This window comes from Streptomyces longisporus (assembly GCF_039532765.1).
In the GTDB taxonomy this organism is placed as follows: Bacteria; Actinomycetota; Actinomycetes; order Streptomycetales; family Streptomycetaceae; genus Streptomyces; species Streptomyces longisporus.
This window is the reverse complement of sequence record NZ_BAAASG010000001.1, coordinates 75,761-88,540: the sequence shown is the minus strand read 5'-3', so window position 1 is coordinate 88,540 and position 12,780 is coordinate 75,761. Positions and strand designations below refer to the sequence as shown.

12 protein-coding genes are annotated in these 12,780 nt (G+C 71.1%); all 12 read left to right on the top strand.

The annotated features are described in order from the left end of the window. Positions 1-44: 44 nt before the first annotated feature. The 12 genes from ABD355_RS00370 (at position 45) to ABD355_RS00315 (ending at position 12,777) form a co-directional block, all read left to right on the top strand. The gene (locus ABD355_RS00370; RefSeq protein ID WP_344397892.1) at positions 45-1,022 is read left to right on the top strand and encodes a lytic transglycosylase domain-containing protein; all 978 of its coding nucleotides are present in this window, start codon (positions 45-47) and stop codon (positions 1,020-1,022) included. Positions 1,023-1,143: 121 nt separating this feature from the next. Continuing rightward, positions 1,144-2,157 (top strand): RNA polymerase sigma factor, encoded by a 1,014-nt coding sequence (locus ABD355_RS00365; RefSeq protein ID WP_344397891.1) that lies wholly within the window; start codon positions 1,144-1,146, stop codon positions 2,155-2,157. A 449-nt stretch (positions 2,158-2,606) separates the two neighbouring features. Beyond that, positions 2,607-3,554: an ABC transporter ATP-binding protein gene (locus ABD355_RS00360; RefSeq protein WP_344397890.1), complete on the top strand. Its 948-nt coding sequence runs from the start codon at positions 2,607-2,609 to the stop codon at positions 3,552-3,554. Then, positions 3,551-4,321 (top strand): MlaE family ABC transporter permease, encoded by a 771-nt coding sequence (locus tag ABD355_RS00355; protein WP_099932182.1) that lies wholly within the window; start codon positions 3,551-3,553, stop codon positions 4,319-4,321. Before ABD355_RS00360 ends, ABD355_RS00355 begins: the two co-directional genes overlap by 4 nt. A gap of 9 nt (positions 4,322-4,330) precedes the next feature. Then, complete coding sequence (locus ABD355_RS00350; RefSeq protein WP_344397889.1) at positions 4,331-5,134, top strand: MlaE family ABC transporter permease; 804 nt, start codon at positions 4,331-4,333, stop codon at positions 5,132-5,134. Positions 5,135-5,139: 5 nt separating this feature from the next. Then, the gene (locus ABD355_RS00345; RefSeq protein WP_344397888.1) at positions 5,140-6,375 is read left to right on the top strand and encodes an MCE family protein; all 1,236 of its coding nucleotides are present in this window, start codon (positions 5,140-5,142) and stop codon (positions 6,373-6,375) included. Then, complete coding sequence (locus ABD355_RS00340; protein ID WP_344397887.1) at positions 6,372-7,409, top strand: MCE family protein; 1,038 nt, start codon at positions 6,372-6,374, stop codon at positions 7,407-7,409. The genes ABD355_RS00345 and ABD355_RS00340 overlap by 4 nt, the downstream gene beginning before the upstream one ends. A 254-nt stretch (positions 7,410-7,663) precedes the next feature. Beyond that, positions 7,664-8,644, top strand: a complete 981-nt coding sequence (locus ABD355_RS00335; RefSeq protein ID WP_344398121.1) for an MCE family protein — start codon at positions 7,664-7,666, stop codon at positions 8,642-8,644. Continuing rightward, positions 8,641-9,768, top strand: a complete 1,128-nt coding sequence (locus ABD355_RS00330; protein WP_344397886.1) for an MCE family protein — start codon at positions 8,641-8,643, stop codon at positions 9,766-9,768. Before ABD355_RS00335 ends, ABD355_RS00330 begins: the two co-directional genes overlap by 4 nt. After that, positions 9,765-11,036, top strand: a complete 1,272-nt coding sequence (locus ABD355_RS00325; protein WP_344397885.1) for an MCE family protein — start codon at positions 9,765-9,767, stop codon at positions 11,034-11,036. The genes ABD355_RS00330 and ABD355_RS00325 overlap by 4 nt, the downstream gene beginning before the upstream one ends. After that, the gene (locus tag ABD355_RS00320) at positions 11,033-12,304 is read left to right on the top strand and encodes an MCE family protein (RefSeq protein ID WP_344397884.1); all 1,272 of its coding nucleotides are present in this window, start codon (positions 11,033-11,035) and stop codon (positions 12,302-12,304) included. Before ABD355_RS00325 ends, ABD355_RS00320 begins: the two co-directional genes overlap by 4 nt. Next, on the top strand, positions 12,277-12,777 hold the full coding sequence (locus ABD355_RS00315) for a hypothetical protein (RefSeq protein ID WP_344397883.1): 501 nt from the start codon (positions 12,277-12,279) through the stop codon (positions 12,775-12,777). The genes ABD355_RS00320 and ABD355_RS00315 overlap by 28 nt, the downstream gene beginning before the upstream one ends. The last annotated feature ends 3 nt before the right edge of the window (positions 12,778-12,780 follow it).

Below are 12,780 nucleotides of genomic sequence, written 5' to 3'. Positions count from 1 at the left end.
GCAAGGTGACAGGGCGCAGGGTAAGACGGGTCAGGGGTACGGCGGTGGCAGCGGCGGCGATGGCGGCGCTGACCGCCTCGCAGGCGCCGGGGGCGATCCCGGCACGGGCACAGGCGCCGATGGCGCGGCCCGGGGAGCACGGGCCGAGCGTGTCGGGCGACGCCCCGTACCGCACGGAGCTTCCCCCGCTCGCGCGGGAGCACGTGGGCCTCGGGGGCGGGGCACCGGCGGTCACGGGCGGCGCGGTTCCCGCGACGGTCTTCGCCGCGTACCGCCGTGCCGAGGCGGAGCTCGCGCGTACCGCGCCCGGCTGCGGGCTGCGCTGGCAGCTGCTGGCCGCGATCGGGCAGGTGGAGTCGGGGCAGGCGGACGGCGGCCGGGTGAGAGCGGACGGCACGACCGTGACGCCGATCCTGGGCCCGCGCCTGGACGGCGGTGCCTTCGCCGTCGTACCGGACACGGACGGTGGTGCGTACGACGGGGACGCGGTGTACGACCGTGCGGTGGGCCCGATGCAGTTCATTCCGTCCACCTGGGCCCAGTGGGGAGCGGACGGCAACGGCGACGGGCGGGCCGACCCGAACAACGTCTTCGACGCGGCGCTCGCTGCCGGGCGGTATCTGTGCGCGGCCGGCGGGGACCTGTCCGAGCCGGCGGGGCTGGACCGGGCGATCCTCGGCTACAACCACTCGGAGGACTATCTGCGCACGGTGAAGGCCTGGTACGCGTACTTCCTGCAGGGGCACACGGTGGTGCCGGACGGCTCCACGGCCTCGTCGGTACGGCCCTCGACGCGTCCCGGACCCTCGCACCCCGCGAAACCGACCGCGACCCCGAAACCGACGCCGAAGCCGTCCCCTCGGCCGAGCACCACCCCCTCCGCACCGGCGTCCTCACCCCCGTCCAACTCCGGTCCGACGGCCGGTACTTCACCCGAACCCCTCGCCCCTGCCACCAGCCCCTCCATCGCCCTGCCGACCGACAAACTGCTGCCCAGCGGCCTCCCGCTGACCGGCGGCTGACCAGTAACGGCGCGGACTCGATGCCCGCTCCCCCCTCCACAACCGCCGCTACCGGGCGGTAATGTCGCCATCCGCCGGGCTGGGACGAGACGCCCGGTGGGGTGAGCGCAAAGGGGCCCTCATGGCGACGGAGATGCCTGCGGAGGCAAGAGCTGCCGAAGAGCGTTGGCGGCGCATGTGGAGCCACCGTGAGCAGCTGCTCAGGGTGGCCCGGCGCAGGTCGATGAGCCAGGAGGACGCCGAGGACGCGGTGCACGAGGCGATGCTGCGGGCTGCCGAGCGGCCGGATCTGGACGACGAGCGGCTCGGGGCGTGGCTGACGACGGTGACCATGCGGTTGTGCGTCGACCGGTACCGGCAGGTCAACCGGGAGGCCGAGGTCCGCACCAGCCCGACGCTGATCGCGCCAGGCCCGGTGCCGGTGGAGGAGGCCGTGTGCGACCGGGCGGAGGCCAAGTGGCTGGCGGTGCGCAGCGGTGAGCTGCCCGCGCGGCAGGCGGAGGCGCTGCGGCTGAAGTCCGAGGACCTGGACGTGAGCCAGGTCGCGGTGCGGATGGGGCTCAGCTACCGGACCGTCGAGTCGCTGCTGGCCCGGGCCCGGCGGACGCTGCGCGCCTCCCTGGCCGGGACGCTCGGGTTCGTGTTGTTCCTGTTCGGGCGGGGGCGGCTGCGGGCGGGCGGCAAGGCGCAGGCGGTGGCGGCCGCGTCGACGGCGGCCACGCTGGTGGTGGCGGGCTTCGTCCTGCCGTACGCCCTGGACGGCGGCCACCCGGCCACGACTCCCCCGCCGGGGGCGTCCCCCGCCCCCGGGAAGGCCGCCGAGACGGTACGCCCCGCGAGCGCCGGCCGCACGCCCACCGCGAAGGCCCGCGAACTGTCGACGGCGGCCTCGAAACCGTCGACCGGCACCCACAAGGGCTCCCTGCTCCCCCTGTCGGTCCCGCCTCTCCCCAAGGCTTCACTCTCCCCGGTTCCGGCAGTCCCCGAGGTCCCGAACCTGCCGAGCGCCCCCGCCCTGTCGGCCCTGCCGACCGTCCCCACACCGGCGACGACGCTGCCCAGCCTCCCGAAGGCTCCCGCCACCCCGTCCGCGCCGGTCTCACTCCCCGCACCGACGCCGACCGGGCTGCCGTAAACGCGAGTCGCACCGCCGGAGCCGACCTGACTGCGGGAAGCCGCGCCCCGGTGCCGTCCCTGCCGACTCAACTGCGGGCAGTCGCGCGGCCGACGCCGCCCGTGCCGCCGTAGCTGCGGCCAGTCGCTCCGCCATCGCCCACCGTGCCGCCGTAGCTGGGGGCAGTCGTGCCGCCGGGGCGGCACGGGTGGGCGCAGGTCCCGCGCGGGGCGCCCATGCCGACGCCCACAGCACGACACGACAGGGCCACCGCCCCACCTGCCGTAACACCCGCAGTCCTCCCCCCCAGCCCCCGAGCGCCTCGGGCCTGCCGACCACGCCCGCCCCGCCGGGCCGCCGCAGGCACCCCGCACCCCCTCCGAAAAAAATCCGCCTCCCCGCGACGGACCCCCCGCCCCTCCCCGTAGAGCAGATGTCGGAGCTGCTCCACGGGCCGAGAGGTGGACCGGATGGGTGTCGAGATCTGTGTGGAAGGGCTGACCAAGTCCTTCGGTCACCAGGTCATCTGGCAGGACGTCTCGCTGACGCTGCCCGCCGGGGAGGTGTCCGTCATGCTCGGCCCCTCAGGGACCGGCAAGTCGGTGTTCCTCAAGACGCTCGTCGGGCTGCTGAAGCCGGAGCGGGGCAGTGTGAAGATCGCGGGGCGGGACATCACACGGCTGCGCGAGCACGAGCTGTACGAGGTGCGGAAGCTGTTCGGTGTGCTGTTCCAGGACGGCGCGCTGTTCGGCTCGATGAACCTCTACGACAACATCGCGTTCCCGCTGCGCGAGCACACCCGTAAGTCCGAGAGCGAGATCCGGCGCATCGTGCTGGAGAAGATGGACATGGTCGGGCTCATCGGCTCGGAGGCGAAGCTGCCCGGGGAGATATCCGGCGGCATGCGCAAGCGGGCGGGGCTGGCCCGGGCGCTGGTCCTCGACCCCGAGATCATCCTCTTCGACGAGCCCGACTCCGGGCTCGACCCCGTCCGCGTCGCCTATCTCAACCAGCTCATCGTCGACCTCAACGCCCAGATCGACGCGACCTTCCTGATCGTCACGCACGACATCGCCTCCGCCCGCCAGGTCCCGGACAACATCGGGCTGCTGTTCCGCCGCGAGCTGGTCATGTTCGGGCCGCGGGAGGAGCTGCTGACCAGTGACGAGCCGGTCGTGAGGCAGTTCCTGAACGGGCGGATGCAGGGCCCGATCGGCATGGCGGAGGAGAAGGACGCCGCCCAGGTCGAGCAGGAGCTGGCCGCGCTGAGCGGCAGCGAGACCGCACAGACACCCGGCAGCCAGGCTCTGACTCCCCGCCTGCTGCCGGGGCCGGGCATCACCCGGCCGCCGCGCTGGGAGGCGATCGCCCGGCGGGAGGCGGAACTGCGGCGCCGGAAGGCGGTGGCTGACGCATGAGACTGTCGCCGACCGGAGCGCTGCGGCAGTCGGGGAACCTGTTCGCGATGGCGCTGGACGTCGTCCGGACGATGCCCCGACGGCCGTTCCAGGCAAGGGAGTTCATCCAGCAGGCCTGGTTCGTCGCCAGCGTGACCATCCTGCCCACCGCCCTCGTGTCCATCCCCTTCGGGGCGGTCATCGCCCTGCAGATCGGCAGCCTGACGAGGCAGCTGGGCGCCCAGTCCTTCTCCGGGGCCGCCTCCGTCCTCGCCGTGCTGCGCGAGGCCTCGCCGATCGTCACCGCGCTGCTGATCGCGGGCGCCGGCGGCACCGCCATCTGCGCGGACCTCGGGGCCCGGAAGATCCGCGAGGAGATCGACGCCATGCAGGTCCTCGGCATCGATCCCATCCACCGCCTCGTCGTACCCCGGGTGCTGGCCTCGATGGTGGTGGCGGTGCTGCTCAACGGTCTGGTGTCGGTGGTCGGCGTCGCCGGCGGCTACTTCTTCAACGTCGTCCTGCAGAACGGCACCCCGGGCGCCTACCTCGCCTCCTTCACCACCCTCGCCCAGCTCTCCGATCTGTGGGCGGCCGAGATCAAGGCGCTGGTCTTCGGGGCGATCGCGGCGATCGTCGCCTCCTACAAGGGACTGACCGCGAAGGGCGGCCCGAAGGGTGTGGGCGACGCCGTGAACCAGTCGGTGGTGATCACCTTCATGTTGCTGTTCGTGACGAACTTCGTGATGACCGCGGTGTACTTCCAGGTCGTCCCGCAGAGGGGCTGAGGCACAGACATGGCAGTGTTGAGAAGTCTGGAGGAGCTCGGCCGTCAACTCTCCTTCTACGGACGGTCGTTGGCGTGGACGGGCCGTACCGTGCGCCGCTACAAGAAGGAGATCCTGCGGCTGCTGGCCGAGGTGAGCTTCGGCCGTGGCGCCCTCGCCGTCGTCGGCGGCACGGTCGGCGTGATCGCCTTTCTGTCCTTCTTCACCGGCACCGAGGTGGGCCTCCAGGGGTATGCGGCGCTCAACCAGCTCGGCACCTCCAACTTCGTGGCGTTCCTCTCGGCGTACTTCAACACCCGTGAGATCGCCCCGCTGGTCGCCGGGCTCGCGCTGTCCGCGACCGTCGGTGCGGGCTTCACCGCCCAGCTCGGCGCGATGCGGATCAGCGAGGAGACCGACGCCCTGGAGGTCATGGGCGTGCCCTCGCTGCCGTTCCTGGTGACCACACGGATGATCGCCGGGTTCGTCGCGGTGATCCCGCTGTACGTGATCGGGCTGCTGTCCTCCTACTTCGCCGCCCGCACGATCACCACCGGCTACTACGGCCAGTCGGCGGGCACCTACGACCACTACTTCTCCCAGTACCTGCCACCGGTCGACGTGCTGTGGTCCTTCGGGAAGGTGCTGGTCTTCGCCGTCCTGATCATCCTCGTGCACTGCTTCTACGGCTACTACGCGAGCGGCGGCCCGGCAGGCGTCGGCGTCGCGGTGGGCCGTGCGGTGCGGACCTCGATCGTGGCGATCAACGTCCTCGACTTCTTCCTTTCGTTGGCCATCTGGGGCGCCAACACGACCGTGCGGATTGCGGGGTGAACCGTATGAGGGTGTGGAGACTGCGGTTGTACGGCGTGGTGTTCCTCGCCGTGCTCGCCCTGTTGCTGTCGTTGTCCGTCGCCGTGTACCGGCAGGCGTTCACGCCGGTCGTACGGATCAGGCTGGAGGCCGACAGCCTCGGCAACCAGCTCGACCCGCGCGCCGACGTCAAACTGCGCGGCCTGCTGGTCGGCGAGGTGCGCTCGGTGCACGCCGACGGACAGAAGGCGACGCTCGACATCGCGCTCAAGCCGGAGTACGCCGCCGACATCCCCTCCGACGTGCGGGCCCGGCTGCTGCCCAAGACGCTCTTCGGCGAGAAGTACGTCGACCTGGTCGCGCCCGCCCGTTCCTCGGCCCGGCCCATCCGCGCCGGTGACGTGATCACGCAGGACCGCACCCGGGTCGGCATCGAGCTGCAGCAGGTGATGAACGACCTGCTGCCGCTGCTGCGGACCGTGCAGCCCGGCAAGCTCAACGCCACGCTCTCCGCGTTCGCCACCGCCCTGGAAGGCCGCGGCGACCGGATCGGCGACAACCTCACGCGCGTGGAGGACTATCTGCACCGCCTCAATCCCCATCTGCCGTCCCTCACCGAGGACTTCGCCCGGCTGGCCGATGTCGCCCAGGTGTACGGCGACGCGGCGCCGGACCTGATGGAGATCCTCCGCAACACCGTGACCACCAGCCGCACCCTGGTCGCGGAACGGGACCGGCTCGCGTCGGCCCTCACCACGACGGCCGGCGCCGCCGGCACCGCACAGGACTTCCTCGACGAGAACGGCGACCGGTTGATCACCCTGGGGCAGGTCTCCCGCCCGACCCTCGAACTCTTCGCCCGCTACTCCCCCGAGTACCCGTGCCTCCTCGCGGGCCTGGTCCACGAGGAGCAGGCCTCCGAGCAGGCGTTCCGGGGCGGCAAGATGCACATCACGCTCGAGGTCGTACGGCAGCAGGGGGCGTACCGGCCCGGCGAGGAGCCGCGCTACGCCGACCGGTCCGGTCCGAACTGCCGTGATCTGCCGCATCCTGCCGTGCCCGCACCGGGGTTCCACCTCAACGACGGTTCCCGCAGCGGCGGTCCGTCCGGTCCGCTCGGTGTCTCCGCCACCCGGGCCGAACAGCGGGCGGTCGGCTCGCTGGTCTCGCCCGTGCTGGGGGTGCCCGCCGACGAGGTGCCGCCGGTCGCGACGCTGCTGTTCGGGCCGATGGCGCGCGGGACGGCGGTGAGCGTCGTATGAGGACCTCTGCAGCGCGGCAGACCGCCGCTCCCCTCATCAAGTTCAGCCTCTTCGCACTGGTGACGATCGTGGCGACGGCCCTGCTCGCCGCCACCATCGTGAACCTCTCCTTCACTCCCGACCGCACCTACCGTGCCGTCTTCAGCGATGTCACCGGCCTGGAGAAGGGCGACGACATCCGGGTCGCCGGAGTGCGGGTCGGGCAGGTCCAGGGCATCCGGATCAAGGACCGTACGCTGGCGGAGATCACCTTCACCGTCGGCGCCGACCGGCCGCTGCTCACCAGCACCCACGCCGTCATCCGCTACCGCAACCTGGTCGGGCAGCGGTACGTCGCCCTCACCGAGGGCGCGGGCGACGGCACCCCGCTGAAGCCCGGCGGCACCATCCCGCTGCAGCGGACCCAGCCCGCGCTGGACCTCAACGCCCTGCTCAACGGCTTCAAGCCGCTGTTCGCAGCGCTCAGCCCGTCCGACGTCAACCAGCTCGCCACCGAGATCATCAAGACGCTCCAGGGCGAGGGCGGCACCGTCAACAGCCTGCTGGCGCACACCGCTTCCCTCACCACGACCCTCGCGGGGCGGGACAAGCTGATCGGCTCGGTGGTCGACAACCTCAACGCCGTGCTGAAGACGCTGGACGAGCGCGGCTCCCGCTTCTCCGAACTGCTCCTTCAGCTGCGGCGGGTGATCTCCGGGCTGTCCGCGGACCGGGGTCCCATCGGTGAGTCACTGGTGAACATCGGTGATCTGACCGACGCCACCTCGGGGCTGCTGACGGACGCGCGGCCGCCGCTGAAGGACGACATCGCCCAGCTGACCGATCTCACCGGCACGCTGAACGACAACGAGAAGACCGTGGAGGGCGTCCTGCAGCGGCTGCCGAACAAGCTCAACGCACTGACGGGGACCGCGTCCTACGGCTCCTGGTTCAACTTCTACCTCTGCGACTTCGACGGCCGGATCGTGCTGCCGAAGACGAAGCAGGCGCTCACCCCCGATCTGCACGTGGCGAGGGCGAGGTGCGGCTCATGACCCGCAGGAACCGCCCGGAGCCCCTGGTGAAGGTCCGCATCGACCCGCCGAAGCTGCCGAGGCCACGGCTGCCCCGGCGTGCGCCGCGGGCGCGGGGGCCGGAACCGCTGATGAAGGTGCGCATCGAGCCGCCCCGCCTACGGCGCCCGAAGCCGAAGCCGCAGCCGCGCCCGGCGGCACCGCGCCCGCAGCCCATGATGAAGGTGCGCATCGACCCGCCCAAGCTGCCGCGCATACGGATACGGCGGCCACGCCTGATCCCGTTCCGCGAGCGGAACCCCGTGGTCATCGGGGCTGTCGGTCTCACCGTCCTGGCACTGCTGACCGTGGCCGCGTTCAACGCCGACAGCCTGCCCTTCATCGGCGGCGGCACCACCTACAGCGCGGCCTTCTCGGAGGCGGGCGGGCTCAAGCCCGGGGACGAGGTGCGGATCGCCGGGGTGAAGGTCGGCAAGGTCGAGGCCGTCGACCTGGACGGCGACCACGTCAAGGTCACCTTCAAGGTCAAGGGCGATCCGCACTTCGGCACCGACACCGGCGCGTCGATCCGGATCAAGACGATCCTCGGCGCGAAGTACCTCGCGCTGCAGCCCGAGGGGCCGGGCCAGTTGTCGGCGGGCAGCGAGATCCCGCTCAGGCGCACTGTGCCGGCGTACGACGTCGTGCAGGCCTTCAGCGACCTGACCACCACCACGGAGAAGGTCGACACCGGGCGGCTGGCGAAGGCCCTGGACACCATCTCCGCCACCTTCCAGGACTCGCCCGCCGAGGTGCGCGCGTCCATCAAGGGCCTGTCGGAGATCTCCCGTACGGTCGCCTCCCGCGACCAGGCCCTCGGCGAGCTCCTCGACCACGCGAACGGCACGACCGGTGTGCTCGCCGACCGCTCCAAGGACTTCACCGCCCTGGTCAAGGACGGCGACCAGCTGTTCCGGGAGATCAGCAGGCGACGGGAGGCGATCCACAAGCTGCTGAAGACCTCGGCCGCGCTCGGCATCCAGCTCTCCGGACTGGTCCAGGACAACGAGAAGGAGATCGGGCCCGCGCTCGAGGGCCTGAAGCGTGTGGTGCAGATGCTCGAACGCAACCAGGCAAGCCTCGACCGCAGCGTGCAGCTGCTCGCGCCGTATGTGCGGGTCTTCACCAACGCCCTGGGCAACGGCCGTTGGTTCGACTCCTACGTCCAGAACCTCGTCGCCGCTCCGGTGACACCCCGGACGGGAGGCACCCCGTGAAGCGCCTGACGAGACGCCTGGCGGTGCTCACCGCACTCGCCCTGGTCGCCGCCCTCACCTATGTGCTGTGGCCGCGGCCCGAGCCGGTGCGCATCACCGCGTACTTCCCGCGCACGGTCGGCATCTACCCCGGCTCGGACGTCCGCGTCCTCGGTGTCCGTATCGGCGAGGTCGAGAAGATCACGCCCGAGGGTGAGCGGGTGCGGGTGGAGCTGGAGTTCGACCACGGGCGCAAGGTCCCCGCCGACGCCCAGGCCGCGATCATCAACTCCTCGGTGGTCAGCGACCGTTATGTGCAGCTCCTGCCGGTGTACCGGAAGGGCCCGGTCATGCACAGCGGTGCCGTCATCCCCGAGGACCGCACCGCCGTACCCGTGGAACTGGACCGGATCTTCGACAGCCTGCACACCACGGCCGAGGCGCTGGGCCCCAAGGGCGCCAACAAGGACGGCTCCCTCTCCCGGCTGCTCGGGGTGAGCGCGGACAACCTCGACGGACAGGGCGCGAACCTCAACCGGACCGTCCAGGACCTGTCGCAGGCGGTGACCACTCTGTCCGACGGGCGCAAGGACCTGTTCGGGACGGTGCGGAACCTCCAGGTGTTCACGGCGGCGCTGGCGGCCGACGACAAGAGCGTGCGGTCCTTCGACACCAGCCTCGCCGACGTGGCGCAGCAGCTCTCGGGCGAGCGTCAGGACCTCGCGGACGCACTGACGAACCTCGGCACGGCGCTCGGCGACGTGTCCGCGTTCGTGAAGAACAACAAGAAGTCGCTGACCTCGGACGTGAAGGGCCTCAGCAAGGTGACCAAGGTGCTCGTCACCCAACGGGCCGCCCTGGACGAGCTGTTGCGGGTCGCGCCCACGGGCATGTCGAACCTCAACAACGCCTACAACCCGTCCTCCGGCACCCTCGACACCCGCAACAACGCCCAGCAGGCGCAGGACCCGGCCTCGCTGCTGTGCTCGATCCTGCGCACGACCGGCGACGCGGGCGGCCGGAACCCCGACTGCAAACAGCTGAAGAAGCTCTTCGACTCGCTGCCCGAACTGCCCACGCAGGGCACCGCGGTGACCGGCACGGTCGACAAGACGCTCGGCGGGATCCTGGGGGCGAGCGCATGAGCACACGACGCAGGGCCGGGGCGCTCGCCTGGGCGGCGGCCGGTTCGCTGCTGCTGTCCGGCTGCGAGTTCAACGGCTGGTACGACGTCCCGCTGCCCGGCGGTGCCGCCGACGACGGACACGCCTACCACGTCACCGTCGACTTCCGTGACGTCCTCGACCTGGTGCCGCAGTCGGCGGTGAAGGTCGACGACGTCACCGTGGGCGCGGTGGAGAAGGTGGAGCTGGACGGCTGGCACGCGCGTGTACGGCTGCGGGTCGCCGACTCGGTGAAGCTGCCCGCGAACGCGGTCGCCGAGCTGCGGCAGACCAGCCTGCTCGGCGAGAAGTACGTGGCGCTCGCCGCCCCGACCGGCACCGCCCCCGTGGGCCGGCTCCGCGACGGCGACCGCATCCCGCTCTCCCGCAGCGGCCGCAACCCGGAGGTCGAGGAGGTGCTCTCCGCGCTGTCGGCCCTGCTCAACGGCGGTGGTGTCGCCCAGCTGAAGACGATCACCGTGGAGCTGAACAAGGCCCTGGACGGCCGGGAGAACCGGGTCAGATCACTGCTGAAGGAGCTGAACACGTTCGTCGGCGGACTCGACAAGCAGAAGGCCGACATCATCCGCGCGATCAAGGCCGTCGACCGGCTCGCGGGGCGGCTGGGCAAGGAGAAGAAGACCATCGCCGAGGCCGTCGACACGATGCCGCCCGCCCTGAAGGTCCTCGCCGACCAGCGGCGCAACCTGACGAAGATGCTCACCGCCCTGTCGAAGCTCGGCACGGCGGGCACCAAGGTGGTCAATGCCTCGCACGACGACACGGTCGCGAACCTCAAGGAGCTCCGGCCGATCCTGCAGCAGCTCAACAAGTCGGGCAACGACCTGCCCAACTCCCTCGAGCTGCTGACCACGTACCCGTTTCCGCGCAATGCCATGGACGCCGTCAAGGGCGACTACGTCAACCTGCACATCACCGCGGACCTCGATCTGGCGGACCTGTACGGGAATCTGGCAGGCGGCAACTCCCGCCATGGCAGCGGCAGTTCGCCGACGCCGGGCGGCTCCACCGCACCGGGCCTCCCGCACCTGCCGAGCGTCCCGACGCCGGTACCGCTGCCCAGCACACCCAGCCTGCCGTCGTCGCCCTCCGTGCCGTCGTCACCCTCGGGCGGCGGCGGGCCGCTGTGCCCGCCGGTGTGCACGAGCAGCTACACCACCGGAGCGAAGCCGCCCGAGGGCATCGACCTCGCGCTGGCCGAGCTGATGCTGAAAGGGGTCCAGCCGTGATCACTCGTACGGTCAAGGCCCAGCTGGTGGCCTTCGCCGCCGTCACCGCGGTCGGGGTGTCCTATGTCGGCGCCCGGTACACCGGCCTGGTGGACGACGTCCTGGGCCGCGGCTACACCGTGCAGGCCGACTTCGCCGACTCCGGAGGCATCTTCCCCGGCGCGGAGGTCACCTACCGCGGGGTGCCCGTGGGCAAGGTCGGCGCGCTGCGGCTGAGCGGCTCCGGGGGCGTGTCGGTCGCCCTCGACATCAAGGACGGGACGCCGCGCATCCCGGCGGACACCCTCGCCGTGGTGGCGGACCGGTCGGCGGTGGGCGAGCAGTACGTCGATCTGCAGCCGCGCACCTCCCACGGCCCGTACCTGCTCGACGGAAGCGCCATCCCGCGCGGCAGCACACGCGTGCCGCTGCCCACGACGGACCTGGTCCTCAGCCTCGACCGGCTGGTGAACTCGGTCGGCAAGAACGATCTGCGGGTCACCGTCGACGAGCTGGGCAAGGCCTTCGACGGCACGGGCCCGAACCTGAGCCGCCTGGTGGACTCGGGCAACGCGCTCGTGGAGTCGGCGTCCCAGTCCCTGCCCCAGACGATCTCGCTGATCGAGAACTCGCGGAAGGTCCTCAAGACACAGGCCGACCAGGGCTCCTCCATCAAGTCGTTCGCGCACGATCTGGCGGCGCTCAGCGCGCAGTTGAAGTCGAGCGACGGGGATCTGCGCAAGGTGATCGGCAATGCGACACCGGCCGCGCAGCAGGTCGACTCGCTGCTGAGGTCGACCGGCCCCTCCCTTTCGGTCCTGCTGGCCAACCTGATCAGCGGCGGCCAGGTCACCCGGGCGCACCTCCCCGGCGTGGAGCAGGCCCTCGTCACCTTCCCGGCGCTGGTCGCGGGCAGCTACACGGTCGTCCCGGGCGACGGCACCACCCACTTCGGGCTGGTGGTGAACGCCAATGATCCGCCGCCGTGCACCCAGGGATACGGCACCACCTGGCGCGACCCCTCGGACACCAGCACCCGTGCGGCCAACACCGGCGCGCACTGCACCGCCCCGCGCGGTGGCAAGACGTCGGTGCGGGGTGCGCAGAACGCCCCCGGCACGTCCTACGGCGGCGCGAACCAGGCGGCGTACATCACCCCGTACGACCCGGACACCGGCAGCGCGACCGGTCCGGACGGAAGGCCCGTCGAGATCGGCTCGACGGGCGGCCAGCAGACGGTGTTCGGAAAGGAGTCGTGGCAATGGCTGCTCGTCGGCCCGATGGCATGAACAGGGTCCTGACGGTGGGGCTGGTCGCGGCGACCGTCCTCACCGCCGCGGTCGCCGGCTGGCTGGGCTTCGCCCTGCACGACCGGCACGAGACGGAACAGCGGCGCCAGGACCTCCTGGCCGCTGCACGTCAGTCCGCGCTGAACTTCACCTCGCTCGACTACCGGCACTACGACCGGGACAGCGCGAACGTCCTCAAGGGCGCCACCGGTGACTTCAAGAAGCAGTTCACCGCGCAGACGGCGCAGCTGACCAAGCTCGTCACCGAGAACAGGTCGGTGTCCGAGGGGCAGGTCCTGGACGCCGGCATCGTCCGCTCCGACGCCCACTCGGGCCGCGTCCTGGTGGTCGCCGACAGCAAGGTCACCAACACCGCCGTCCCCCAGGGTCAGGCGCGCACCTACCGGCTGCAGCTCGACCTGGTGTACCGGGACGGGCGCTGGCTGACCTCCGACGTCGAGTTCGTGGGCTGACGG